The 25,195-nt window shown below is 68.7% G+C and carries 18 protein-coding genes; 6 read left to right on the plus strand and 12 right to left on the minus strand.

All coding sequences use genetic code 11. The features are described from left to right. The first annotated feature begins 54 nt into the window (after positions 1-54). From RWR81_RS05155 to RWR81_RS05170, 4 genes are all read left to right on the plus strand, one after another. The gene (locus RWR81_RS05155) at positions 55-1,020 is read left to right on the plus strand and encodes a MoxR family ATPase (protein WP_314455411.1); all 966 of its coding nucleotides are present in this window, start codon (positions 55-57) and stop codon (positions 1,018-1,020) included. A gap of 5 nt (positions 1,021-1,025) precedes the next feature. Next, the gene (locus tag RWR81_RS05160) at positions 1,026-2,399 is read left to right on the plus strand and encodes a DUF58 domain-containing protein (RefSeq protein WP_314455414.1); all 1,374 of its coding nucleotides are present in this window, start codon (positions 1,026-1,028) and stop codon (positions 2,397-2,399) included. Positions 2,400-2,740: 341 nt separating this feature from the next. Continuing rightward, positions 2,741-4,978: a transglutaminase domain-containing protein gene (locus RWR81_RS05165; protein ID WP_314455417.1), complete on the plus strand. Its 2,238-nt coding sequence runs from the start codon at positions 2,741-2,743 to the stop codon at positions 4,976-4,978. Beyond that, a complete protein-coding gene (locus RWR81_RS05170; RefSeq protein WP_314455420.1) occupies positions 4,975-8,211 on the plus strand; it encodes an RDD family protein in 3,237 nt (1,078 codons plus the stop codon). Before RWR81_RS05165 ends, RWR81_RS05170 begins: the two co-directional genes overlap by 4 nt. A 102-nt stretch (positions 8,212-8,313) precedes the next feature. Here the strand turns inward: RWR81_RS05170 and RWR81_RS05175 are convergent, their stop codons facing one another. The 3 genes from RWR81_RS05175 to RWR81_RS05185 are packed head-to-tail and all read right to left on the minus strand — an operon-like array spanning position 8,314 to position 12,685. Then, positions 8,314-9,774 (minus strand): serine/threonine-protein kinase, encoded by a 1,461-nt coding sequence (locus RWR81_RS05175; RefSeq protein ID WP_314455422.1) that lies wholly within the window; start codon positions 9,772-9,774, stop codon positions 8,314-8,316. Further along, positions 9,774-11,822: an FHA domain-containing protein gene (locus RWR81_RS05180; protein WP_314455425.1), complete on the minus strand. Its 2,049-nt coding sequence runs from the start codon at positions 11,820-11,822 to the stop codon at positions 9,774-9,776. Before RWR81_RS05180 ends, RWR81_RS05175 begins: the two co-directional genes overlap by 1 nt. An 8-nt stretch (positions 11,823-11,830) precedes the next feature. Then, positions 11,831-12,685: an FHA domain-containing protein gene (locus RWR81_RS05185; RefSeq protein WP_314455428.1), complete on the minus strand. Its 855-nt coding sequence runs from the start codon at positions 12,683-12,685 to the stop codon at positions 11,831-11,833. Here RWR81_RS05185 and RWR81_RS05190 point away from each other — a divergent pair. After that, positions 12,642-13,187: a hypothetical protein gene (locus RWR81_RS05190; RefSeq protein WP_314455431.1), complete on the plus strand. Its 546-nt coding sequence runs from the start codon at positions 12,642-12,644 to the stop codon at positions 13,185-13,187. The two genes, RWR81_RS05185 and RWR81_RS05190, sit on opposite strands and share 44 nt — an antisense overlap. A 156-nt stretch (positions 13,188-13,343) precedes the next feature. On the opposite strand, the gene RWR81_RS05195 is transcribed toward RWR81_RS05190, so the two are convergent. From RWR81_RS05195 to metG, 7 genes are all read right to left on the minus strand, one after another. Further along, complete coding sequence (locus RWR81_RS05195) at positions 13,344-15,260, minus strand: ABC-F family ATP-binding cassette domain-containing protein (RefSeq protein ID WP_314455434.1); 1,917 nt, start codon at positions 15,258-15,260, stop codon at positions 13,344-13,346. After that, positions 15,260-16,240 carry a 4-(cytidine 5'-diphospho)-2-C-methyl-D-erythritol kinase gene (locus tag RWR81_RS05200; RefSeq protein ID WP_314455437.1) on the minus strand — a complete coding sequence of 327 codons (981 nt, stop codon included), beginning with the start codon at positions 16,238-16,240 and terminating at the stop codon, positions 15,260-15,262. The genes RWR81_RS05195 and RWR81_RS05200 overlap by 1 nt, the downstream gene beginning before the upstream one ends. Continuing rightward, positions 16,237-17,331 carry a 16S rRNA (adenine(1518)-N(6)/adenine(1519)-N(6))-dimethyltransferase RsmA gene (gene rsmA, locus RWR81_RS05205; RefSeq protein ID WP_314455440.1) on the minus strand — a complete coding sequence of 365 codons (1,095 nt, stop codon included), beginning with the start codon at positions 17,329-17,331 and terminating at the stop codon, positions 16,237-16,239. The genes RWR81_RS05200 and rsmA overlap by 4 nt, the downstream gene beginning before the upstream one ends. A gap of 153 nt (positions 17,332-17,484) precedes the next feature. Beyond that, a complete protein-coding gene (locus RWR81_RS05210) occupies positions 17,485-18,342 on the minus strand; it encodes a resuscitation-promoting factor (protein WP_314455443.1) in 858 nt (285 codons plus the stop codon). Between the two features lie 214 nt (positions 18,343-18,556). After that, positions 18,557-19,543, minus strand: coding sequence for a G5 domain-containing protein (locus tag RWR81_RS05215; protein WP_314455446.1), 987 nt, complete (start codon positions 19,541-19,543; stop codon positions 18,557-18,559). A 190-nt stretch (positions 19,544-19,733) separates the two neighbouring features. After that, complete coding sequence (locus RWR81_RS05220) at positions 19,734-20,660, minus strand: TatD family hydrolase (RefSeq protein ID WP_314455449.1); 927 nt, start codon at positions 20,658-20,660, stop codon at positions 19,734-19,736. 6 nt (positions 20,661-20,666) lie between these two features. Continuing rightward, complete coding sequence (gene metG, locus RWR81_RS05225) at positions 20,667-22,514, minus strand: methionine--tRNA ligase (RefSeq protein ID WP_314455452.1); 1,848 nt, start codon at positions 22,512-22,514, stop codon at positions 20,667-20,669. A 218-nt stretch (positions 22,515-22,732) separates the two neighbouring features. On the opposite strand from metG, the gene RWR81_RS05230 reads away from it, so the two are divergent. Beyond that, the gene (locus RWR81_RS05230; RefSeq protein WP_314455455.1) at positions 22,733-23,500 is read left to right on the plus strand and encodes a hypothetical protein; all 768 of its coding nucleotides are present in this window, start codon (positions 22,733-22,735) and stop codon (positions 23,498-23,500) included. Positions 23,501-23,521: 21 nt separating this feature from the next. Here the strand turns inward: RWR81_RS05230 and RWR81_RS05235 are convergent, their stop codons facing one another. Together RWR81_RS05235 and rsmI are read right to left on the minus strand one after the other, a co-directional pair. Further along, the gene (locus RWR81_RS05235; RefSeq protein ID WP_314455458.1) at positions 23,522-24,124 is read right to left on the minus strand and encodes an isochorismatase family protein; all 603 of its coding nucleotides are present in this window, start codon (positions 24,122-24,124) and stop codon (positions 23,522-23,524) included. A gap of 123 nt (positions 24,125-24,247) precedes the next feature. Then, on the minus strand, positions 24,248-25,183 hold the full coding sequence (gene rsmI, locus RWR81_RS05240; RefSeq protein WP_314455460.1) for a 16S rRNA (cytidine(1402)-2'-O)-methyltransferase: 936 nt from the start codon (positions 25,181-25,183) through the stop codon (positions 24,248-24,250). Positions 25,184-25,195 lie beyond the last annotated feature (12 nt).

The following is a 25,195-nucleotide window of genomic DNA, read 5'->3' on the forward strand; positions in this document are numbered from 1 at the left end:
AGCACGCAACAAGTCACACACACGCCTCCCTCCACCCGAAGGATCATTGATTCCATGCCGATGACCCCCGAGAACGCGACATGGTTCGCTGACGCCTTCTCCACCATTGTCAACAACGTCAGTCAGGCGCTGCTGGACAAGGAGGACGTGATCAAGCTGGCTCTGACCACCATGCTCTCTGAGGGACATCTCCTGCTGGAGGATGCCCCCGGCACCGGTAAGACCGCTCTGGCCCGCGCCCTGGCGGCCTCGGTTCAGGGAACGCACTCACGCATCCAGTTCACCCCCGACCTGTTACCCAGCGACATCACCGGTGTGACCATCTACGACCAGAAGACCGGTTCGTGGGACTTCCACGCCGGGCCCATCTTCTCCTCGATCGTCCTGGCCGACGAGATCAACCGGGCCAGCCCCAAGACCCAGTCCGCGCTCCTGGAGGTCATGGAGGAGTCCCAGGTGACGGTCGACGGCGTGCGCCACACCACCGAACGGCCCTTCATGGTCATCGCTACCCAGAACCCCATCGAGCAGGCCGGCACCTACCGCCTGCCCGAGGCCCAGCTCGACCGCTTCCTCATGAAGGCCTCCGTGGGCTACCCCGACCGGGAGGCGCTCACCCAGATCCTATCCGGCTCGGCTCATCCGGACCGTTCCAAGAACCTGTCCGCGGTGGTGGCCTCCTCCGTCGTGGCCTCCATGGCGGACCTGGCCGCCACCAACCACATCGAGAATTCGGTGCTGGACTACATCGGGGCCCTGGTGGAGGCCACTCGCGCCACTGAGGAGACCCGCATGGGCGTATCCACTCGCGGTGCCATCGGCATGGCCCGCGCCGCCCGCGTATGGGCCGCCTCCCAGGGCCGCAACTTCGTCCTGCCCGACGACATCAAGGATCTCGCCCAGGTCGTGTGGGCCCATCGCCTGGTCATGGACCCTGACGCCGAGTTCACCGGCGCCACGGCCGCCGGCGTCATCACCACCGCCCTGGGGCAGATCCCCGCACCCACGACCCGCGATTGAGCCGTATGCCGCCTCAGACGACGTCACAGACCTCCGCCCGCCAGTCCCCCTCCGGGGACGCGGGCAGGGTCGGCGCATCCGCCTCCCCCACCGCGATTTTACCGGAAGTCCCCGAGGTCTCAGCGTCCTCAACACCGTCAGTGCCATCGGCCTCCGCAAGCGCGGCCCTGACCGCCCGGCCGGCGCGGTCCCGGCTCGTCGACGCCATCGCGGTACTACTGCGACCAGTGCGCTGGCTGCTGCACACGATCACCCCTGTGGGCTGGGGCTGCCTCGCACTGCTCGTAGCCTGCGGACTGACCGGCTCCGTGATGGGATGGCAGGAGGCCTGGAGCGCCACCATGGTCGTCGGCATCGTTGTAGTGACCGCCTGGCTGTGGCTCATCCCTCGCGGCGGCTACTCGGTCAGCCACAACCTGCTTGAGCCTCGCGTCACCGTGGGTGACCATGCCCTCATCCGGCTCACCGTCACCAACCCCCGCTCCCGGCCGCTGCTGCCCTCACGCATGGAGATGCCCGTGGGGCCGGGACGCGCCGTCTTCGTCGTGCCCACTCTGACGCCCCGGGCGGTTCACGAACGGGGATTCGTACTGCCCACCCAGCGCCGCGGCGTCGTCACCGTGGGGCCCGTCCTGGCGGTTCAGCGTGACCCGGTGGGGCTGCTTCAGCGCGAGCGTTCCCTGACCACACCGCAGGACATCCACATCCACCCGCGCACCCTGCGTCTGGGCACCGCGCTGCATGGTGTCCTGCGGGACATCGAAGGCGCCGTCACCCAGGACCTGTCCAGCTCCGACGTCGCCTTCCACGCCCTGCGCGACTACGTCCCTGGAGATGACCGACGCAACGTCCACTGGCGCACCACCGCGCGCACCGGCAGGCTCATGGTGCGTCAGTTCGAGGAGACTCGCCGCTCCAGCCTGCTCGTCCTGCTGTCCACCCGTCAGGAGGACTACGCCGGTGAGGAGGATTTCGAGACCGCGGTGTCGATCGCCTGCTCCCTGGCCATGGACGCGATCCAGGACGGCCGTGAGGTCCGCTTCGTCACCCAGATCGGTTCGCTGCCGACCTCCTCGTCCCTGCGGATGCTGGACACGTCCTGCCTGCTGAGCACCGGTGAAGAGGATGTTGGCTGCGATCTCCTCGCGCGACACGCCTGTACGGCGCACCCCGAGGCCTCTATCCTTGTCCTTGTCACCGGCCAGGAGGTCGACCGAGTCACCCTGGCCCGGGTCCGCAGTTTTGCTCCTCTGTCCATGAGGGCCGTCACCCTGCGCGCAGGTCAGCAGGGTCTGTCGCGTCTCCACGCCGGAACGATGCCGGTAGTGGACATGGACCGTCTTGAGCAGCTCCCCACCGCACTGAGGCGAGCACTATGACCCCTTCTACGTCCTCCATCACCTTGCCCCCGCGCACCGCGGGCTCTCCGGCCTCCGAGTCACCCGCCGGAGCACGGTCCCCGGCCGAGTCCCCCTCGCAGAGAGTCGGACGGTCGTCCGCCCGCTCTCCCGAGTCATCCTCCTCGCGGGCGACGACGTCATCGTCGCCCACACGCAGTCTCTACAGCACCGAAACGACACGTCCGGCGCGGTCGGTCACCGGTGCCGGCCCGCTCCTGTCCCGTCCGTCCAGGCCGGCACTCTCAGCCCGCCGGTTCTTACCACCGAGACGGGGCGCCAAGCCGCCCACCCCGGCAATCGCCGCCCTCGAACTGACCTTGATGGCCGGAATCATCACGATCGGCGCGATTCCCTTCCTGCCGATCTTCGCCTCCATAGCCGGTTGCCTCGCTGTCGGATACGGTGCACTCACCGGCGCCCTGATGGCCTTTGCCTGCTCACGCCTGCGCTTATCGGTGCTGCCGAGCATGGCGGCGCTGGCCCTGGCGCACGTCCTGCTCGCCCCATGGCTGTTGACCGATGTCGGCTCCGGGTTCTCCGCTGTCAAGACCGTCCTGGCCGCCACAGTCACCGTGTGGCGCGACGCCCTGACCGTACCGATGCCACTGAACTCCTTCAGCGGCATGACGGTGCTTCCATGGATGGTCGGGCTGGTCGTCTCAGCGCTGGCGACCCGCCTCATCCTGGCGGGCCGCGAGGTCCTGGCCGGTCTGAGCCTGATCCTGCTGCCCGCCGTCAGTATCGGTTGGGGCGGACAGGAGACCGTTCGTCCCACCATGCTGGGCATCCTGTTCGTCACCGGCATCCTGGCGCTGTGGACCTGCGGCTCCTTACGGCAGCGGCGCAGCCACGTCGTCGAGGCCCTGGACCTGAGTTCCTTCTCCACCACTTCGGGGAGCACAAGCGCCCGAAGCACCGGTGACCTCGGTCGGGCGGCTCTGCGCGGGATGGTCGTCGCGGTCGTTCTGCTGCTGTCCACGTCCCTGGCCGCCCTGGCCCTCACCCCGGCAGCCCCGGCCTCCCGGACCGTGGTGCGCAACCTGTTCCAACCACCCTTGGACCTGACCGAGTACGCCAGCCCGCTGTCCCTGGTGCGCACCCTGGAGACCGACAAGGCCCACACCCAGCTCATGAAGCCCACCAATCTGCCCAAGGGCGGGCGCATCCGTATCGCCGCACTGGACTCCTACGACGGATTGTCCGCCCATATCGGACAGAACACGAACGGCCAGTCGCGTTTCGAGCGCATCGGTGACAAGACCCAGCTGACGGTGAGCAGGCTCGACGGGAACAAGCAGACCTCCTCCCTGACTATCGAGGACTACAGCTTCCCGTGGGTCCCCACCATGCCTGAGACGATTCGGATCGAGTCCTCCGGCCCACGTCAGTCGGCCCTGCGCGAGGGGATGTACTTCGACAAATTCTCCTCCACCGGGATCGCCACCAGCGGCCTGGCCGAGGGAGACGTCCTCACCGAGAGGGTCGCCCCTTACACATCGCCTTCCGAGGCCGCGCTCAGTAAGGCCTCCATGGCCCAGACCGCGCTGGGGCCGATTGATCAGGTGCCGTCGTCGGTGGCCTCTTTGGCCAAGGAGATCGTCGGGGCCGAATCCAACCCCATCGCCCAGGTGCGGGCGCTCCAGCAGCGCCTGCGCACGAGCTACTACTCCGACGGCACCCAAAGCCCCTCCCAGCCGGGGCATGGGGCGGCCCGCATCGCCTCGATGGTGGAGGCCGACTCCCTCATCGGCGACGACGAGCAGTACTCGGTCCTCATGATGCTCATGTGCCGCTCGCTCAGCATTCCCGCCCGTGTAGTCATGGGCTTCGACCCGGCCACCGACGGCGACGCCAAGACCATCACCGGCGAGGACGTCAAGGCCTGGGTGGAGATCCCCTTCGAGGATCTGGGGTGGGTGTCCTTCGACGTCACCCCGGACCGTGACCAGGTCCCTCAGCAGCAGACCACCCAGAAGGTCTCCAACCCCGAACCCAATGTCCTTCAGCCCCCGCTGCCCAACGAGGATCCGGCCCAGCTGCCCCCGAACTACGAGGACCCGCAGCACGACGATCCCCAGGACGACGACAAGGGCGGCATACCCACGGCGGTCATCGTCGTTGGAGGCTCCATCCTTGTCATCGCTGTGATCGTGGGATCCGTTCTGGGGTGGAAGGCCTGGAGGCGCAACCGACGGCGTGGACGCACCGGCATCGGCAAGGCCCTGGGGGCGTGGGAGGAGATCCTCGACCGCGCCCGCGACCTGGGGCGCGTCCCTGGGTGGGGCGCCACCCGGCGGGAGGCCGCTGCGCAGCTGGCTCCCCACTTCCCGCAGGCCGATCTGCCCCGCTTCGCCGGCGCAGTCGACACCCAGGTCTTCAGCTTCGGGGAACCCGCGTCGTACGCTCTAGGGGAGTTGTGGGACTCCTCAGACGCGATTGTCCGCTCCATGGGGTCGGAGCGCTCACGCCTGGGACGGGCTGTGGCCCGCCTTTCCCCGCGTTCTCTTGTCCATCCCGCCGGGAGGCGGTCACGTCGACCCAGGAGGTTGCAGTCATGACGATCACGGCTGACACCCGTCGCAGCGCCTCGACCGCTGCAGGGCCACCGACGTCTTCCCACCTGCCCGATGACGCGTCGCGAACCGAGGTCGTAAGTCAGTACGGCATCACGCCGACTGCCCCTGGTAATCCAGACGACGGCAAGCCTGACAGTGGCGCGGAGACGGCCGCCCCCGGTGGCTCAGAGCCCACTGCGGCTGATCCTGCTGCACACAAGCCGAACCCGCCGCATCGTCGACTCCCCCCCGCCCCGGTCAGGGCGCGTGTTGTCGCCGGAGTCATCGACCTCGTCATCGGTTCACTTCTGGTGGGAGGCCTGACCGCCGTCATCTGGCAGGTGGGCGGCCGCCCACCCCTGACCAGCGGGCTCATCGCCTTCGGGGTGATCGTCGGGGCGCGTTGGCTCGCCATCGCAGCCACCGGATGGTCCCCGGGCGGGAGGCTGCTCAAGGTGCGCATGCTGAGCGCTCAGCACCAGGCCCCCTCGCCGTTGGGCTCCTTCCTTCACGCAGACCTCATCCTGGCCGTCAGTGTCACCACCTTCGGCCTGGGAACCATTGCCCTCATGCGCACGGCGGCAACCGATCCCGAGGGACGAGGCTGGCACGACAAGCTCTCCGGGATGGCGCTGCTCCATGCGAGGAAGTCGAGCAGACCGGGTCAGGTCGCCACCAGGGCAACTGCTCCAGAGACACGATCCGCGGATTCTCCCGCGGTGGCCGGCGCCGTCGGCGAGTCCCGGCGGCACACTGCTCCACACTCCGCTCAGACCACGACCGCACCGGTGGCCGCCCCTGCATCCGACGGCGCCGAGGACGCCGAGCGCTCCGACACCGAGGCCCCCTCTGCCTCGCAGCCCTCCCATGGGACTGACCAGTCCGACGCCCCCAGATCCCGTCGTCGGCGCTCTCAGAGGGCGGAGAAGAGATCTCCGGCAAGTGGCTCCCATACAGATTCTGCGAGCACCGAGACCCGTACCCGAGCCGGCGCCGGTATCACGGACGGAACCGGTGACGACATGGCCGTGGGCGTTCAGAGTGCCACCGAGGCGGGACTGGTCGCCTCAGCCGGCGGGACTGCGCATCCGACGACGTCGGACCCGGTGTCCTCCTCGATCCGCAGGCCTCGTCCTGCCCGCCCCGCACAGCCCGCCCGGCATGCCGGCCGCGCCATGTCCGCCGGTTCACACAGCCCGTCCTCACCACGGACAGCTCCCGCAACGGCGGCCGCCTACAAGTCGGCGATCTCCGGCGTCGCAGTCTCGGCGGACGGCTACGGCCTCATCAAGGCTCCCAGGACGGCCAAGGCAGCCAAGGCGGCGACCGTGTCGTCCCCCTCCGTATCGGCGACATCGGCCGCCTCCGCCAGTCCGGAGGTCTCCGATGCTGCAGCCGTGGCCGCAGCCTCCGCCACCCCCATGGATCCTCAGGCCTCCGCGGCACTGGCCGCCGCTGAGGCATCAACCAGATCAGCGGCGCAATCGGCCCATCAGGCGGCCGACGGCCCCACGCACGAGACCATCGGATCGGCCGACTCAACGGCCCAAGCCCCGAGCACCACGGCATCCACCGCACTCAGCGCCGCAACAGAGGCGAAGGCACCGACCAGACCCTCCAGCGGAGCGAGATCGGAGGCGCCCACCGATACCACCCCCTCCGTGCAACCGGCTGTCGACCAGCCCTCATCGCCAAGGCCGTCCACGTCGGTGGAGCCCTCATCAACACTCTCATCGCCGATGGAAGCCGACACAGCCACCCTCGATGCAGTGGCGGACGACACGTCCGAACACCATGAGGCCTCCGGCGGGGCCGAAGCGCAGCCGACCAGCCGGTATCCAGCCGCACAGTCCAACACCGACGGTTCCCGCTCAACGAGGACGCCCTCAGCGGAATCCTCTAAAACTCCAACCGATTCCAAGCCCTCCGAGGCCTCTTCCTCGCAAGATGCGACACCCTCGACACAAGTCCCGCGCCCGAAAGCCACAAAACCCGTAACATCACAGACGATGGAACCACGACACGCCCACTCCCAGCGCTGGAGGACTCAGTCCGGTAGCACCGACAAGAAGACCTCCGACCCATCTGCTGCACCCACGAAGGATCAGCGAGAGCCGGCGTCACAACCCGGTGTTCCTCGCCGCGAGAGTCTCTTCACCTCCGAGCGGCATCGCTTCGCCGCCAAGGCGAGCTCGGCCCCGGAGGTCGCGCACACCTTCGACACATCCAGCATCCTTCCCTCCGGGGACCGCAACATGCAGGCACTCATCGACTCAGTGCCCTGGTCATCGGTTCCCACCTCGGTGGATGCCGCTACGGTGGACTCTCTTCCGGAAGGGGGCATCCTCTCCGAGGACGCTTCGCCCAGGAAGACTTCGCAGGCCCCCTCCCGGCCGGCCCGGCTGGACCTGACCGACCCTGCCGCGGTGCCGGGCAGCGTACCGGCATCGACGACGCAGGAGGCCCATCCGACATCGCACAGCCACCCCAGCCGCACCCAGGCCTCCGGGACCGCCGCCGGCTCGGCGAGCACAACCCCTTCCCAGACGCCGTCGCAGCGGACGCATACCACGCACCACTTCCAGGGACCGGGAATACCCGACCCCGTGGAAGGACAGGAGATGCGCGGCGATTCCCACAGCACCTCTCACGTCGATTCCACCGAGGGGCGGGCCGCACGTCATGAGAGCCGTGAGCCCACCGACGGGACTCCCACACACCCCCGGACAAGCCCTGCAGCAGCATCGAGCGGCGGCCCGGTCCGCACCGAGCACAGTGCCGGCACCCCTGCGACCGCTGCCACAACCACAGCCGCCTCCAGCGCCCCCGCCGACCCGGCTCCGAACACGAGCGCCCAGACGGTCACACCTTCTCTGCCATCAGCGTCTTCGGCTGCACCGGCCCTTTCGGTGCGTCTCGCACCACTGCTGGGTGGCGCCCCGATCCTCATCCACGAGCCCACGGTGGTGGGACGCGACCCCGACAACATCTCGGCCTACCCGGGTGCTGAGCGCATCGCGCTCGACGACCCCACACGCTCGGTATCCAAGACGCATGCCGCGATCTTCCCGCTATTGGATGGAGTGTGGGTCACCGACCTGCACTCCACTAACGGCACCCGGGTGGAGTACGGCGACGGACGCAGCATCGAGGCCGTGCCGGACAAGGCGTTGTCAGCCCTGGAGGGCAGCACGATCTTCTTCGGTCGCATCGCTTTCAAGGTCGAGGTCATCTGATCGCGACGTCGATCCCCTCAGTGACGTGATGGGGCTCGCGACTTCCGTTGATGTGCGAGTTCCGTCACTCCACTGTCTGGGCCGTCCAGCCCCGGGGTCCCTTCAAGGCGTGTCGACGCAGGCGGTCTTGGCCTGAGACGATTTGCCGTCGGAGCGCACCGCGGTGACCTCCAGGCAGGTGCGCCCCTCCTGGGCGGCGACGACGACCTCGTTGGTCCGAGTGGAGTCGACCTGGGTTTCCTCATCAGGCAGCTTGACTCGGTAGAGATAGCTACCGGTCCAGGCGGTCTCCGGCTCACCCCAAGTGAACTTCACTTTACCGTCACCAAGCGGCTCGCCTTCGATGTCGCCGACCATTGGCACCGAGGCCTGCAAAGGGTTCGAATCGGTCTGCGGGGCGATAGTGGCGATGGGATTCTCAGGCCTCTTCGTCGTCTCCTGCATCCGGGAGATGACGATGGCAGCGACGACGGCTGCCACCATAGCCACGACCAGCAGTGCCGTCAGCACGGAGCGCATCCGACTCGAACGGCTCGCCTCACCGGCCTCCGACCCCGCAGAGGAGCGTTCGTCGCCGCCGTCGGGTTCAACCCGCATGGCGATATGTTCGCTGGTGACGTCGACCTGGTTGAACACACCCATCTTGGTGGCGGTGTCGTTCTCGTCGGAACTGGGACGCCGTGACGTCTTCTTATCCGGCTCCTGGAACAGGTCGACTGTGGTAATCGGCAGGTCGAGCTCGGCCTGTACCTGCTGGAGCGCACGGGCGAAGGCCAGCGCTGTCGGGTAGCGGGAGGTCGGGTTCTTGTCCATCGCCACGGACAGCACACGGTACAGCGACGGCGGAGCGTCCTGACGACCCAGCGGAGGCAGAGGATCCTTGACGATGCGACGGGAGAGCTCGTAAACGTCCGGAACACCGTCGGTCTCGAAGGGGCTGCGGCCCGTGAGCATGGCGAAGGTGGTCGCACCCAGGGAATAGATGTCGGAGGCCGGATTGGCGGAACGCATCCCGACCAGCTGCTCGGGAGGAGCCCAGGGCACGCTCATGCCCCTCAACTCCTCGGGCCCCTCGGGACCGCTCATGGCGGAGATGCCGAAGTCCGAGAGCACCGGGCGGCGGTAAGTGGTGAACAGGATGTTGGCGGGCTTGATATCACGGTGGACGATACCGGCCCGGTGAGCGGTTTCCACCGCTCCGGCGATCTGGATCGCAGTCGACAGAGTCTCGGCGACATTGAGAGGTCCCTGGCGCAAGATGGCGCCCAGCTGCGGCGGCGGGCAGTACTCCATGACCAGGAAAGGGTGGCCATCGGCGGAGACGCCCGCGCCGTAGATGGACAGGATGGCCGGGTGGGAGGAGACCCGTGCCATGAGGTTCGCCTCCGACTCGAAGCGGGAGGCGGTCTTGTCCTCGACGTCAGCGTTCATGACCTTGACCGCGACCTCGCGGCGGGGCATGTGCTGCTCGAAGAGATAGACCGTCGAGTAGCCTCCCGCTCCGAGTCTCTCCAGGTAGGTGAACCCAGAGATAACCGGAGGCGGTCCCTTGTGATCCAGCATCAGGGGAGGTTCTCAAAGGCGAGGGTCTGACCGTCGCCGAGGTCGAGGACGTCTCCGCTGCGCAGGAGCACCGGGGTTGCCGAGGACAGGCGCACAGGCGCCTCGTTCTGGCGGTTGAGAACGGTGCCGTTGCAGTTGCCCAGATCCTGGGCCAGCACGCTCCACGCATCCAGGTCGATGAGGATGTGGTTGCGCGAGACGAGCTGGTTGGGGCTGGCGACAGTCAGCGCGCGCATGGGGACCTCCGCGACGCTGGTGACGTCGTCGGCCACGGGATTGCGCCCCACCAGGAGGGGACGATTGAGCTCAATGCTCTCGCCGCCGGAGGTGACCACGTACCCCAGAGGGGGGCAGGCCACCGACTTGGCCGGGCGGTTGAGCTCGGCTCCACAGACGCGGCACGCCGTGTAGTTAGTGGGGTTGGGGTGCCCCTGGGGGCACACCGCCGACAGCACGATCCGGATGGCGTCCGGCTCACCGGGAGAACTCGCAGAGACCGGGGACGCCGGGCTGGAGGGCTCGGAGCCCACGAGGGAGACGAGCTCGCCCACCAGGTCTTCGGGCAGACCGTTGATGGTTTGCCCGTCATGGTCGCCGTGTCCGAGGTCTTCGGAGGAGGGCTCGTCAGCAGGAGGCTGCACGAGCGCGGCCGCCGTGTCGGCCTCTGCGGCAGAACCGGCCGACCCCGCGGATTGAGTCGGCCAGCTCGGCTCCAGAGGACCGAATCCCTGGCTGAGCAGCTCAGCACGCAGTTCCTGGGAGAGGTCCTCGGGAAGACCGTTGACGGTCTGCCCGTCATGGTCCCCAGAGCGTACGGGCCCGTCCTCGCCACGCACCTCCGCAACCTCGGCAAGATCCTCGTTCGATGGTGGCGGCGGAGGCGGGATCACGATCCCCACCTCCGAAGCGGAGGGGACCGGCAGGGCCGGGGCCTCGAAGTCAGGAGCGATCAACAGGCCCTGATCGGAGTCCTCCGGCGAGGAGGCGGCATCAGCCTCGGCGACCTCAGGAGACCGAGAAACCTCGATCACAGGAGCCTCGAAGGGTTTGGCACTCTCAGCGGAGCGGGCGCTCCAGCTCGTCCCAGCAGTCACCCGGGCGTCGGTGGGATCCTCGACAACCTGGGACAAACCGGCGACGACGGCCAACAGGTCAGAGGGCTCGGCGGGGTCCTCGGAAGCATCCGGAACCTCGGCGGAGGCGGCGGACTGACTGGTCTCTGCGACCCGCACGACGTCGGCGTCCTCGGCGGAGGCGGCGAGCTGAGCGCCTTCGAGGGCCTGCTTCTCGGCGTTGTCCTGCGCGATCTCGATGAGATCGTCGACGGTGTCGGGAGATTCGGCGGCCTCGGCGGGTGCCCCCTCGGACAGGCCACCCTGCTCCGAGTGATCCGACGAGGTGGATTGACGGTGCGAGGAACGACGCCACGCCCTGCGAGAGGACCGGGAGGGCTTTACCGCCGCATCGGGGGACCCGGCGGACACGGTGGAGTAGTCAGGACCGGCCGGGTCGGGGTCATCGTCGTCGGAGTCGCCGGACCCCTTTGACGATGCATGACTGGGGGACGGGCTCCCGCTCGACTTCTCAGAGCCTCGCAGCACCAGGCGACCGGTGCTCACGACGGCGTCGATCGCCGGGCGGCTCACCTGACCGGCTCCGTCGGGCGCGCTGACGACGAGCGAGCTGGGAGAGGTCACCGTTGTCTCGAACCAGGTGGTGACCGCCGAGGCGTCCAGGGCCTTGCCGTCGACCTCCATCTGCGGGGCACCGCGCAGCGCCACATGGAAAATGTCTTCGGGCGCTGAGACGGCGAGTACGAAGTCCGGGATCGCGCCCAGACGTCCACCCATCCCCATCACCAACTCGTCCAGGGCCCGCGTCAGCGAGGCCCCGTCACTACGCAGCAGCCGCCACAGGCGCTCAGTGAGATCCTGCGGCACCGATGGGGGCAGGATCATTACGGCGTGTGGCGTGACCACGCCCGTCCACGAGCCCTCGGTCCACCAGACCTCGTTATTCGCACTGCTGTTCGGGCTGTTTGTCATCATATTTCTCCTCAACGGACGATACAGACACCGTCACCCAAGTATGCCTGTCGTCCCCGGTGCACGTGCTCCGGTCGACCCGGTGAGAGTCGATGGACCCCCTCCTCGTCCTCGATATGAGTCCCGTTGGTCGACCCCAGATCTGTGACGAGTACCCCATCGGATGCGGGTACGAACAGGGCGTGCGTCTTGGACACGGAGTCCTCCGACCGGAGCACCGCAACGAGTTGCGCGTCCGGGTGAGACTCGATCGGAGCCGGCTGACGTCCCAGGATAATCGGCCCCAGAACAGGAATTACCGCCCCTTCAACCACCAGGGAGCAGGTCGACACCGAAGTCGGTCTGGCACTGAGAAGGACCGTCCCGGCCAGCCGATCGAACCAGGTGCGCTGCTCAGCGCGCCACAGTGAGAGGACCCACAAAACAAGAGGGGCCAACCCTGCGGTTGCCACCAAAGAAAGGGTTAGAAATGCGACGTAAATCACTGCCGACCGTCCGGGAGGGCCGTTCGGGTCCGTCACTCTCCGAAGTCGAACCCCCGTCACCAAACCCCCGACCGTGGCTCCGGTCGTCGCCACCATGGCGGTCATCACAGCAATAAGCAGCACAACCACCCCAACAGCGAATAAGATTCCACAGCAGCGCTCCGTGGCGGCACAGAGTGCGATGATAAGCCCGGCATCCACCAGCACTCGGACCACGCGGCGGCGAGCGGATGCAGGCATAATTGTCGTATGTCGCTCTCGGGTCCTCATAGGACAGACATGGTAGGCGCCCAGCCCACTGCCTCGCAGTCGGACGAGGTCTCGGAAGGAGCACACAGTGCAGATCGCGGTCACGCCTGATCCCCAGCGATGGGTGATCATCCCGCCCTTCCCGCCTCCGGGTTGGGCTCGGGAGGAGGCGCGCCACCGCAGCGCCCACCTGGGAGTCACCGGTCCGCAGTGGCGCTCCGAGCTGGAGTCCCTGCTCAATGAGCTGCAGGCCATGGAGCGTCAGGGACGTTTCGCACGCCTCATGCACATCGACGACGTCGCCCACCCGCCCTTCGTCACCGACCTCAGCCTGGAGATCGCCAAGGATGACGGGTCCAAGGAGGGGCGCCGCGCCACCCAGCGCCAGATCATCGCCGCGCTCCTGCCCGAGGCCGAGCTGGTACGTCTGCGCCCGGGACCGGACATGGTGGGGTTCTCCGCCTTCTACGAGTCCAACGGCCCTACCCAGGGCGTCGTCGTCCTGCGCCTGGCCGGCCTGCCTACCGTGCCGGTGGACCTGGTGATGCGTCTGTGGGGCGCCGCCGCCGAGGACATCGCCCCCAACCTGGATCACCTCGTCGAACTGGCCCGTCAGGTCGCTCCCGTCGTCTAGGCGACCTGTCGGCTGAGCCGGCCCCGACCAGGGCTGCTACCAATACCAACCAGTCCCGTCTCCCCATCCCATCACCTGCCCGCGCTGGTCCTGTTCCTCCGCCCTTTGCGGCCTTCCTTCAACCGGGCCCTGTGAGCACGTGACGGATTCGCCGTCTCAGGTCTCCAGGGTCTCCGCTACCTCGAGCCACTGCTCCTCCAGCTCGGCGTGGGCCGCTTCTGCGGCCACCAGCTCGCGGCCGAGCTCGGCCAGCTCCCCCACCCGGGACGGGTTGGCCGAGACCTCCTCCATACGCACGTGCAGCGCAGCAACGGCCTGGGCCGAGCGCTCCATCCTTCGCTCGATGCGTGCCAGCGCCTTCCTGGACTCATGGCGTTTGGCCCCGTTCGAGGCACTGCGCTCGACCTGGGCCCCACCCGCGGCCTGCGTCGCGGAACCCACCGAGTCGGTCGCGCCTCGGGTCGATGCCACCGCCTCACGACGCAGCCGCAGGTACTGCTCCACCCCGCCGGGCAGGTCGCGCACGCGTCCGTCCCCCAGCAGGGCCACCTGGTGATCGGTGACCCGCTCCAGGAGGTATCGGTCGTGAGAGACGACGACGAGGGTGCCGGGGAAGGAGTCGAGGATGTCCTCGACGGCCGCCAGGGTGTCGGTATCCAGATCGTTGGTGGGCTCATCGAGCAGGAGCACGTTCGGCTCGGTCATGAGCAGACGCAGCAGCTGGAGGCGACGGCGCTCCCCGCCGCTGACCTCGCCGACCCGGGTCCAGGCGCGCTGGCGGGTGAAGCCCAGGCGCTCGACGAGCTGGGCCGCGGTCATCTCCTTGCCCCCGACGACGACCCTCTCCCCGACCATGGCCACGGCCTCGACAACACGCAGGTCCGCGAGCGCGTCGAGCTCGTGGGTTGACTGGGACAGTGTGGCCACCTGGACGGTCTTACCGCGGACGACGCGGCCGCCGGTGGGCTCCTGGACGCCTTCGAGCAGGCGCAGCAAGGTGGTCTTGCCGGCTCCGTTGACACCGACGACGCCGACGCGCTCGCCGGGTGCGAGTCGCCAGGTGACGTGGCGCAGGATCTCCCGCTCTGACGGGGTCGCGGCCTCGTCGGCCTCGTCGGCCCGACCAGTGGAGACCGGGTAGCGCACGGTGACGTCCTCGAGGTCGAGGACCTTCTTGCCCAGGCGGGCGGTGGCCATGGCGGTCAGGGCCACGGTGTCGCGCGGAGGCGGTACGTCGGCGATGAGCGCCTCGGCGGCCTCGATGCGGAAGCGGGGCTTGGAGGTGCGGGCGGGGGCGCCGCGGCGCAGCCAGGCAAGCTCCTTGCGCAGGAGGTTCTCACGCTTGACGGCGGCCACGGCGGCCTGACGAGCACGCTCGGCCCGGGCAAGGACGTAGGCGGCGTACCCGCCGTCGTAGGTCTCGATACGGCCGGCCACCTGAGGGCGTCCGCCACCGGGATCGACACCGGGAACGACCTCCCACACGTCGGTGCAGATGGCGTCCAGGAACCAACGGTCGTGGGTGACGGTGACCAGGGAGCCGGAACCTCGACCGCTGGTTCCGGAGAAGCGGGCCTGGAGGTGGCGGGCGAGCCAGTCCACGCCCTCGACGTCGAGGTGGTTGGTGGGCTCGTCGAGAATGACGACATCGGCACGGCGGGTGAGGACCGCAGCCAGGGCGACGCGGCGGCGCTGACCGCCCGAGAGGGCGGTGACGTCGGCGGACAGGTCGAGGTCGGCGATGAGCCCGGCGTGGATGTCTCGCACAACCGAATCGGAGGCCCACTCGTGCTCCGGGGCCTGGCCATGGATGGCGGTACGCACAGTGGCACCTGGTGGCAGATCGTCGGCCTGGCTGAGGACGGCCACGCTCACGCCGCCGGTGCGGGTGACGCGGCCGCCGTCTGGCTCGCGTTGGCCGGCCAGGGCCGCCAGGAAGGTGGACTTGCCGGCACCATTGGGCCCCAGAACCCCCACCCGGGTGCCGTCCTCGATCCCCAGGGTGACGTCATCCAGGAGCAGGCGGGAACCGACGGTCAGGCGCAGTCTCTCCACGCCGAGCAGATGCGCCATCAGCCCACCACCCGGGCGCCGGCCACGGGGGCGTCGGCACGCAGGACGCCGGCGACCAGGCCCGAGGCCTTCAGTGCGCGCGAGACCCGCTGGGCGCCACCGGCGTCCTCAACCAGAGCGGCGATGGTGGGGCCGGAGCCGGAGACGATGGCGCGCAGGGCCCCGGCCTCCTCGGCAACGGATATGACCCGCGCCAGCTCGGGACGCAGATCGATGGCTGCGGCCTGAAGGTCGTTGTGAAGGGAGTCCGCCAGGGCACGGACATCGCCGGCGCGCAGGGCCGCAGTGAGGGCCTCGGGGATGTCGCGCACGGCGGGTTCGCCGGCACCGGGCAGCACGTCAAAGCGGCGGAAGACCGCGGGAGTGGACAGGCCCTGCTCTGCCAGGGCGAAGACCCAGTGGTAGGAGCCCCGGGTCATGATCGGGGTGACGAGGTCTCCGCGTCCGTGTCCCACAGCGGTGGCACCGGTCAGGGGGAAGGGCACGTCCGCCCCGAGCCTGGAAGCCAGGGCGGACAGCTCGGGCAGGGGGAGGTTCGTGCCCCACAGGGCGTTGCAGGCCACGAGGGTCGCCGCGGCGTCGGCCGAGCCTCCGGCCATGCCCCCGGCCACGGGAACACGCTTGCGCAGGAGGAGGTCGACGCCCTCGTTCACACCAGTGACCTCGGCCAGGAGATCGGCGGCGCGCACGGCCAGGTTGGAGGCGTCGATGGGGACGGCGGCGTCGGGCTCCTCCAGGGTGAGGGTGACAGTGCCGTGGTTCTGGGCGGACTGGCGGCGAGCGGTGACGGTCTCGATGAGGCGGACCGCCTGGAACACCGTGGTGAGCGGATGGTAGCCGTCAGGGCCGGGGGCGCCTGCGGACAGGAAGAGGTTGACCTTGCCCGGGGCCTCGACCCGCACGGAGCTGGCCGAGCCGCTGCGGGGCGGCGCTGTTGAGGGTCCGGTGGGACCGTTGGGAACGGCACGCAGATGGCTCATGACTGCTCCTGAGAGGTGGTCGGTGACGTCGGTGCGGCGCTCTGATCGGCATCGTTGGGGCACAACGCCTCGGCCAGGGCGGCAAAGGCGGTGATGTCAAGGGTCTCCCCACGCCGCGTGGGGTCGATGCCAGCGGCGCGCAGGGCGACCTCGGCGGCGTCGGTTCCTCCGGCCGCCTTGGCCAGGGCCTTGCGCAGAGTCTTGCGGCGCTGGGCGAAGGCGGCGTCGACGACGGTGAAGACCTGCTCGCGGGTGGCGCGCGTGTCCGGGGGTCGGCGGCGGACGAGCTCGACGAGGGCGGAGTCGACGTTGGGCACGGGCCAGAAGACGCGACGGGAGATGGTCAGGGTGCGACGGGCGGCGGCGTACCAGGCGGCCTTGACACTGGGGACGCCGTAGGTGCGCGAGCCGGGTACGGCGGCGAGGCGGTCGGCGACCTCGGCCTGGACCATGACGGTGATGACCTCCAGGCTGGGTAGGACCTCCAGAACGGTGAGCAGGACGGGGACGGCCACGTTGTAGGGCAGGTTCGCTACGAGGCGGGTGGGCGGGGGCTGCGCGGCGCCGCCCAGCGCCTCGGGGCCGCTGATGCTCAGGGCGTCGGCCTCGATGACGCCGAGGCGGTCGGCGGCGTCGGGCATGCGATCGGCGACGGTGACAGGAAGAGCCCGAGCCAGGACGGGATCGATCTCGACGGCGATGACGCGCGCCCCGGTCTCCAGAAGAGCCAGGGTGAGGGAGCCCAGGCCCGGCCCGATCTCCAGAACGGTGTCATCAGGGCTCACGCCTGCGCTTGCGACGATGCGGCGTACAGTGCCGGCGTCATGGACGAAATTCTGTCCCAGAGTCTTCGTGGGGCGGATATCCAGTGCCTGGGACAGGCCCCGGATCTCGGCAGGGCCTAGGAGACCGGCGGCCAGGGAACCCGAGAATGCCCCGGAGATCGAAGAATCCGGGGAACGGGGATGGTCCACGCCGGTGGACTCGGATGAAGCCCCGGAGGCGGCCTCACGGACTCCGGTAGGTTCTGAGATGCTTGAGCGGGCGGTTCCCGTCGGGGGCACCGGTGAATCGGGTACCGGCAATGTCATGGGGACACAGTAACCGGCGTCCACCTTCTGTCACTATGAGATATCTGGGAACACGCTAGACGCCCTCTGGTCGTCAGTCATGCACCGGTCGGGGCGTGCGCCCATGGCCTGCACGCAGCCCCAGGACCTAAGACCCTCGGCCGCTCCACTCGCTCAGCGCAGGCCGAGCTTGCTGGAGCAGGCGGGCCACTGTCCCCAACCGGCCTTGGCCTGGAGCCGCTTGGCCATCTCAGTCTGGGTAGCGGCGTCGGCCTCATGGGGGTAGCCGGTCCCACCCAGGGACTGCCAGGTGGACAGGGTGAACTGGTACATGCCGTAGAAGCCGTTGCCGGTGTCGGTCTTCGGATTGCCACCGGACTCGCACTGGGCGAGCCTGGCCCATACGTCGTCACCAACATCACCATGACCATTGCTGGCGGATCCGCCGGAGGAGGAATCCGACGACGCAGAGGGTGCGGGAGCCTGCGACTGGGGCGGGCTCTGTTCCTGGGTCTTCGTCGTCCCGGTACCCACGAGGACGACTTCATCAACCTTCTGGGTAACGACGACCTGCGCGACCGGGATGCGCGAGACCTCCTTGCCATCGACGGTGATGATCTCGTAGGTGGTGCGCACGACGCCATCGATGCCTGCTGTGGCGACCTTGGTCTCGCCTTGAGGCAGATCGCCGCTCTCCTGCTGGAGGGAACCGTGGGGGTCGGTGACGTCAACCGTCTCGGCAGTGAGGGTGGAGGTGCTCGGCGTGACCGAGACCCCGTTGCGAGCGCCCTCCGCATCGAGCGCGTCGATGCGTTGATCCGCCGCGTCGACACCGGAGGCCTTGCCGTGCTCACCGACACGTACGGCGGCGTAGGCTCCACCGGAGACCGCCACCGACATGGCCAAGGCCACCAGACCTGCGCGCAGCACCATGGTTCGGGTGCTCCTGCGCCCGTCGTCGACCTCGTGCGAGGCCGGCACGTACAGGTCCTCAGGCGAGGCATGGGTATGACGCTGGCTGGGGGGAGTCACGGGGGAGATGTCCTTCCGATCGACGGCGGGTGACACCGTACTGGAATGACGAAGGTCCCGACAATAAGACATCTCACGTCCACGTGACATACGTTTCACTGAGATGTCAACGGTGCCCGTCCCACCAAAGGAACGGACACCGTCATCACGATCCGGTCGGGCATGAAGGAGACGGCCCGACATCCCGGCCGAGGCAGGGCAGGATCGGATCAGGTCAGTACCAGCCGACGGACTCGGAGTGCGCCCAGGCCGAGCAGGGGCTGCCGTAGCGTCCGGAGATGTAGCCCAGACCCCAGGTGATCTGGGTGGTGGGATTAGTCGCCCAGTCCTCAGCGACCGCGCTCATCTTGGAACCCGGAAGCGCCTGAGGAATGCCATAGGCTCCCGAGGAGGCGTTCTCGGCCTGGTAGTTCCAGCCGGACTCGCGGTTCCACAGATTCTCCAGGCAGGAGAACTGCGAGTCGTCCCAGCCGTAACCGGCCAACATGGAGCGAGCAACGTCCTTGGCGCCAGCAGGATCGGTTCCCGCACCGGGATCGGCCACGGGAGCCGGCGCCGCAGCAGCCCCCTCGCTCGCCTGCGCGGCGGCCTGAGCCTCAGCGGCCTCGGCGGCCGCCTGGGCCGCAGCGAGCTCCTGCGCACCAGAACCCACCAGGATGACTTCGTCCACCTTCTCGGTGACGACCACCTGGGCGACCGGGGTGCGGGAGATCTCCTTGCCGTCAATGGTGGTGACCTCATAAGTAGTGCGCACCAGCCCATCGACACCGGGAGTCTCGACCTGAGTCTGCCCGGCGGGCAGAGCATCGCTCTCCTTCTGGACCGTGCCGTGGACCTGAGGCTCGTCAACGGTGGTGGTGGCGATCTCCGCACTGGCGATCTTGCCGGTCCCCGGCTTCTCGGACTCCTTGGCGGTCTTCGCCTTCCCGTCGGATTCACCGCCGATCAGCCCGAAGGCGCCGCCCGAGGGGCGGTCCTCATCACCGAAGGTGCTGGCCGCGTAGGCGGCACCGGATACAGCCAGGGAGAAGGCGGCTGCAGCGCCCCCCGCCTTGAAGAGCATGGGGGTCAGAGCGGTCTTGGCAGGCCCCTCAGCGCGACGACGGCCACGAGCACCGGAGGCGGTCCGCCTCTTGGAGGCCATGGAGCCGAGGCCTGCGAGTGTTGTACTCAGGGAGCTGGTCTGGGAGTGACGACCCACGATAGAACTTCCTTCGTTTGACGACTGAGCGTCACCGTATCCGATGATGCGGGGGCGTGCCAATGCACCTGCTCACACCTCGAGGTAGTGCTCGAACCAAGCAAACAGGCCCTGATCCCCTCCTGTGCTTCACCTGGGATAATCCTGGGAGGCGAATGGTGGCTGCGGCGGACCCCTTATCGGGGCGGTCTCACCAGCTTCCGTAGACCACCTCGGTCGTGGCCTGCAAGCGGCGACAGAACTCCCCTTCACCCAACCCCCGCTGCTCAGCCAGGAAACGGACTGTGTCCCCCATGAGATAGGAAGCGTTGGGCCGGCCGCGCCAGCGCTTGGGAGGAAGGTAGGGCGCGTCGGTCTCCACCAGGAGGAGCTCATCGGGCAGGTCGGCGACTGCCTCACGCAGTGACCCGTTGGCCGGATAGGTGAGCGGGCCCGCGATCGAGGCGTACCAGCCGCGCTCGGCGCAGACGGCGGCCAGCTCCGCCCCACCGGAGAAGCAGTGGAACACGGTGCGCTCGGGGGCGCCGTCGGCCTCCAGCACCTCCACGCAGGCGGAGTGCGCGTCGCGGTCGTGGATCTGCAGGGGCAGATCGAGCTCCTTGGCCAGGGCGATGTGCGCCCGGAAGGCCTCACGCTGGGCGGCGGCCCCCTTTTCACCGGTGCGGAAGAAATCCAGTCCGCTCTCTCCAACGGCGACGACGACGTCGGCGTGCGCCTTGAGCGTCTCCTCCAGGCGGGCGATCGCGGACTCGATCGGCTCGGTGTGGTGCTCCTGCGCACGAGGAGCAAGTCCGTCGGGGCCGGTCTCGCGCACCCCGGCGTGGAGGACGGCCTCGTTGGGGTGCACGGCCAGGGCCACGCGCACGCCCGGCAGGTCTCGGGCCAGGGCCAGGCTCTCCTCCCAGGTGGTGACCTCGCAGGCGGAGGTCACCACGCGGGTGACACCGACGGCGGCGGCGCGCTCAACCAACTCGGCCGCGGTCAGCGGCGCCTCGGCCCCGGGCCCGCCGGCATCCGCCGCGACCGGCAGGTGCGTATGGTTGTCGGTGACCGGGGCCACCAGGGGCACGACGGCGTCGGCCGGTGGCCATGAGCGGTCGCGCTTCCTCGAGCCCATGCGCCCTCAGGAGCCGGTGACGTCGTCGGGCACGGAGTCGGCGTAACGGGCCAGCTCGGCCTCGACGATCGACTCGTCCAGCTTGGTGAACACCGGCGCCGGCTTGGCCACGGGGGTACCGACGGTGACCGGGTGGCGCTCCCAGGTGGGGGCACCCTCGTAGTCGCCGGTGATGATCGGGTAGCCGGTGCGGCCGTCGAAGGCCTCGGGCAGGCGGTCGGGGTCGAGCTCGTCGACCTCCTCGATGCGGGGCATCGGGGCGATCCGGCCGTTTCCGCCCAGGACCCGGTCGACGTCGTTGGCGGCGTGCGGCAGGAAGGGCGAGAGCATGAGGTTGAGGTCGGCGACCGCCTGGGCCAGCGTGTGCAGGACTGTGGCCAGCCGGGCCTGGGTCTCCGGGTCGTCGCCCTTGAGCTTGAATGGCTGGGTGTCGGCGACGTACTTGTTGGCCTCGCCGACCAGGCGCATCGCCTCCCCCAGGGCCGCCTTCTGGCGGTGCTGGGCGATGAGATCGCCCACCGAGGCGAAGCCGGCCTCGACGGCCTCGAGCAGGGCCCGGTCGATGTCCTGGAGCTCGGCGGGCTCGGGGATCTGCCCGAAGCGCTTGTGGATCATGGAGGCGGTGCGGTTGACGAGGTTGCCCCAGCCGGCCACGAGCTCGCCGTTGGTGCGACGCACGAACTCCGCCCAGGTGAAGTCGGCGTCCGCGGTCTCCGGGCCGGCGGCGCAGATGAAGTAGCGCAGGGCGTCGGCCTGGTAGCGCTCAAGGAAGTCGCGCACGTAGATGACGATGCCGTGGGAGGAGGAGAACTTCTTGCCCTCCATGGTGAGGAACTCGCTGGAGACGACCTCGGTGGGCAGGTTGAGTACGCCCAGGCGCCCGGGCTCGCCGCCGCTCTCGCCCTGGCCGTTGTAGCCCAGGAGCTCGGCGGGCCAGATCTGGGAGTGGAAGACGATGTTGTCCTTGCCCATGAAGTAGTAGGACAGGGCCTGCGGGTCGTTCCACCAGGCGCGCCAGGCCTGCGGGTCGCCGGTGCGCCGGGCCCACTCGATGGAGGCCGACAGGTAGCCGATGACGGCGTCGAACCACACGTACAGGCGCTTGGTGGGCTGGTCCTCCCAGCCGGGCACCGGGATGCCCCAGTCGATGTCGCGGGTCATGGCGCGCGGGCGGATGTCCCCCAGGAGGTTCTGGGAGAACTTGATGACATTGGGGCGCCAGGTTCCGGAGGCCTCGCGCTCGTCGAGCCAGGCGCCCAGGGCCTGGGCCAGGGCGGGCAGGTCCAGGAACCAGTGGGTGGTCTCCACGAACTCGGGGGTCTCACCGTTGATCCGCGAGCGCGGGCTGATGAGGTCGGTCGGGTCGAGCTGGTTGCCGCAGGTGTCGCACTGGTCCCCACGGGCGCCCGCGGCGCCGCAGATCGGACAGGTGCCCTCGATGTAACGATCGGGCAGCGTGCGTCCGGTGGTGGGGGAGATCGCAGAACGGGTCACCTGCTGGACCATGTAGCCGTTGTCCCGCACGGTGGTGAACATGTCCTGGACCACGTGGTAATGGTTGCCGGCGGTGGTGCGGGTGAACAGGTCGTAGGACAGGCCCAGGGCCACGAGGTCCTCGACGATGAGCCGGTTGTTGCGGTCGGCGAGCTCGCGGGCGCTGAGGCCCTCCTCGTCGGCGGCGACGAGGATCGGGGTGCCATGCTCATCGGTGCCCGAGACCATGAGGACGTCGTGACCGGCCATGCGCATGTAGCGCGAGAAGACGTCTGAGGGAACACCGAAGCCGGCGACGTGGCCGATGTGACGCGGGCCGTTGGCGTACGGCCAGGCGACTGCGGACAGGATGTGGGTCATGGGGGTCAGCCTATCCGGTTCCCGGCAGCTTCAGCCTCCGCCGATCCCACCGGTCGACACTCACCACGTCACTGCATGTCATTGAGGCCCGCCCTGCGTGCACCGCAGCAGTCAGGAGGACCGGCGATGCAGTTCAGCACCACATCACGTGTACAGTGAAAACATAGTTCATCCGCTTCAACCAACCGGGCGATTGAGTATCGAGAGGAGGAGACACTATGACCTCATGGATAGAACCGGCGCCTCTCGGACACCCGTGCCCAGCAGGTGATGGCCGCGTCAAGCACCGAAGAGCGTGGGCCATCACGATCATTGGCGGTGCCCTGCTCCTCATCGGCGTCTGCCTGGCCGCCGTCGCCCTGGTCGGCACAATCCGGGCGCATCGGCACAACACGCCGGTGCCGGTCGACGGCAGCACGGTCAGCAGAGAGCTGACTACGCAGTCCGTCTACAGCTTCGCCTCCAAGGACCCCGACTTGGAGTGCACGGCGGTGGCGCCTGACGGAAAACAGGTGCCGGTCCACCGGGAGGGCACCAAGGTCGCCTCCGACCCCCCGCAGGTCCTGTGGTTCAAGACGACCGAGTCAGGAGACCACCAGGTCTCCTGCCAGGCAGACCTGTCCGCAAGATTGGAGGTCTCACCCTCCGACCCGTCAACCAGCCGATTCGCCATCATGGGGATATCCGGGATGCTCATCGCCTTCGGCGGGCTCCTCGCGCTGATTCCGGCGAGCATCGTTGTCATCCTGGCGCAGCGGCGCCGGCACAGGCTCGATCTCCAGCCCGTACAGACAGCGCTGCCGAATCAGTCCCAGGCGCCGCCCGCAGGGCCACCACCATGGCCGCAGGCGGCGGCGCCGGGCGGGGCGAGGCCTTCAGGTTCCTACGGCATCGCCCCGCGCCAGGTGATCTACCGTCCCGCACCCGCCCAACCGGCCCGAATCGATCACACCGACCGGGGTCCGCACACCGCTCCGCACCAGTAGGGGCACTGATCCGCGCCGGCCTCAGCAAGAGGGGGTCAGTTCAATGCCAGCGGAGCGCATCTCGGCGCGGGCGGCTCGTCCCAGCTCTGGGCTGACCGGTTCGGTCAGATCGGTCAGGACCCGTACGCGGTAGCCCTGCGCCGTCGCGTCCAGGGCGGTGTCCTTGACGCAGTGGGACTCGGCCAGGCCGACGACGTCGACGACCTCGACACCGGCGGCGTTCAGGATGTCGGCCAGGGCGCGCCCGTCGTCGTCAACTCCCTCGAACCCGGAGTAGGCGGCGGCGTACTGCCCCTTCTTGACGGAAGCATCGATGTCCGAACCGTTCAGGGCGGGGTGCAGCTGGGCCTCGTCGGTGCCGGCCACACCGTGGACGGGCCAGGTGTCGATGAAGTCGGGGGCCTTGGAGAAGTGTGAACCAGGATCGATGTGCCAGTCCTGGGTGGTGACCACTAGGTCGTACTCATCCCGGCGGGAGGAGAGGTAGGTGGCGATGCGCTCAGCGACGGCGTTGCCGCCGGCGACCGCCAGAGCGCCGCCCTCGCAGAAGGTGGGTTGGACGTCGACGACGATGAGGGCCCGACGGGCCCGGACAGTCGGGCCGGTGTGCTGGTCGTTGTTCATGATCCAAACATAGCCGGTATGGGCGCCCTCGGAGCCGCGATGACCCGAGCGGCCGGGGCTCCGGAGCGGGCCGAGGCCGTACAAGGATCGCCGGGGATGGGAGGGAACAGGGGCGCCGGCGGTTCAGACGGTGGCTTCGCGCAGCTCCAGGGCGGCGCGATAGACCTCGTTGGGGCGCAGGCCGGCCTCGTCGGCCGCCAGGGCGGAGGCGGCCTTGAGTCGCATGCCGGCCTCAGCCAGCGCCAGGGCCCGACGCGCGGCCTCGGTGGGACTGACGGCATCGGGCTCGGCACCGGCGACGACGAGGACCACCTCCCCCAGAACACCGTCGGCCGTGGCTTGGGCGAGTTCGGCCAGCGAGGCTCGCAGCACCTGCTCGTGAGTCTTGGTCAGTTCCCGACACAGTGCCGCCGGGCGCTCAGGTCCGAGGACCTCGGCCATGGCGGCCAGGGAGTCGTGGACGCGGCGGGGCGACTCCAGGAAGATCATGGTGCGCTCCTGGGGGGCCAGGGACTCCAGGGCGCGACGCCGCTCCCCCGGCTTGCGGGGCAGGAATCCCTCGAAGCAGAACCGGTCGGAGGCCAGCCCGGACAGGGCCAGGGCGGCCAGGACCGCAGAGGGGCCCGGAGCGACGGTAACAGGCACCTGGGCCCGGACAGCGGCCTGGACGAGTCGGTAGCCGGGATCGGAGACCGACGGCATACCGGCGTCGGAGACGACCAGGACGCGATGACCGGCGCAGGCCGCTTCGAGCAGCTCAGGGGCGCGCTCTCTCTCGTTGTGCTCGTGGAAGGCTATGACGCGACCGCGGGTCTCGACGTCGAGGCGCTGCGCGAGGGCGCGCAGCCGACGGGTGTCCTCGGCGGCAATGAGGTCGGCCTGCTCCAGGCCCCGCCGCAGCCGCTGGGAGGCGTCGGAGGCGTTGCCGATCGGCGTGGCGGCCAGGGTGATGGTTCCGCCGCGCAGGTCAGGACTGTGAGCGACGCGCACAGCGTCATCTGAACCGTCTGAGCCGTCTCCGGCGGCGTGATCTTCTGCGGAAGGGGCACTCTCAGTCATGGGACACAGTAT

Source organism: uncultured Actinomyces sp., assembly GCF_963526355.1.
Classification (GTDB): Bacteria; Actinomycetota; Actinomycetes; order Actinomycetales; family Actinomycetaceae; genus Actinomyces.

Bases quoted from the DNA above. Each gene is read 5' to 3' on its own strand.
- RWR81_RS05180 (WP_314455425.1), bottom strand. From the start codon at position 11,822: ATGATGACAAACAGCCCGAACAGCAGTGCGAATAACGAGGTCTGGTGG.
- RWR81_RS05185 (WP_314455428.1), bottom strand. From the start codon at position 12,685: ATGATCACCCATCGCTGGGGATCAGGCGTGACCGCGATCTGCACTGTG.
- RWR81_RS05170 (WP_314455420.1), top strand. From the start codon at position 4,975: ATGACGATCACGGCTGACACCCGTCGCAGCGCCTCGACCGCTGCAGGG.
- RWR81_RS05175 (WP_314455422.1), bottom strand. From the start codon at position 9,774: ATGCTGGATCACAAGGGACCGCCTCCGGTTATCTCTGGGTTCACCTAC.
- RWR81_RS05230 (WP_314455455.1), top strand. From the start codon at position 22,733: ATGACCTCATGGATAGAACCGGCGCCTCTCGGACACCCGTGCCCAGCA.
- RWR81_RS05195 (WP_314455434.1), bottom strand. From the start codon at position 15,260: ATGGCGCATCTGCTCGGCGTGGAGAGACTGCGCCTGACCGTCGGTTCC.
- RWR81_RS05220 (WP_314455449.1), bottom strand. From the start codon at position 20,660: ATGGGCTCGAGGAAGCGCGACCGCTCATGGCCACCGGCCGACGCCGTC.
- RWR81_RS05200 (WP_314455437.1), bottom strand. From the start codon at position 16,240: ATGAGCCATCTGCGTGCCGTTCCCAACGGTCCCACCGGACCCTCAACA.
- metG (WP_314455452.1), bottom strand. From the start codon at position 22,514: ATGACCCACATCCTGTCCGCAGTCGCCTGGCCGTACGCCAACGGCCCG.
- RWR81_RS05235 (WP_314455458.1), bottom strand. From the start codon at position 24,124: ATGAACAACGACCAGCACACCGGCCCGACTGTCCGGGCCCGTCGGGCC.
- rsmI (WP_314455460.1), bottom strand. From the start codon at position 25,183: ATGACTGAGAGTGCCCCTTCCGCAGAAGATCACGCCGCCGGAGACGGC.
- RWR81_RS05155 (WP_314455411.1), top strand. From the start codon at position 55: ATGCCGATGACCCCCGAGAACGCGACATGGTTCGCTGACGCCTTCTCC.
- RWR81_RS05165 (WP_314455417.1), top strand. From the start codon at position 2,741: ATGGCCGGAATCATCACGATCGGCGCGATTCCCTTCCTGCCGATCTTC.
- rsmA (WP_314455440.1), bottom strand. From the start codon at position 17,331: ATGACATTGCCGGTACCCGATTCACCGGTGCCCCCGACGGGAACCGCC.
- RWR81_RS05160 (WP_314455414.1), top strand. From the start codon at position 1,026: ATGCCGCCTCAGACGACGTCACAGACCTCCGCCCGCCAGTCCCCCTCC.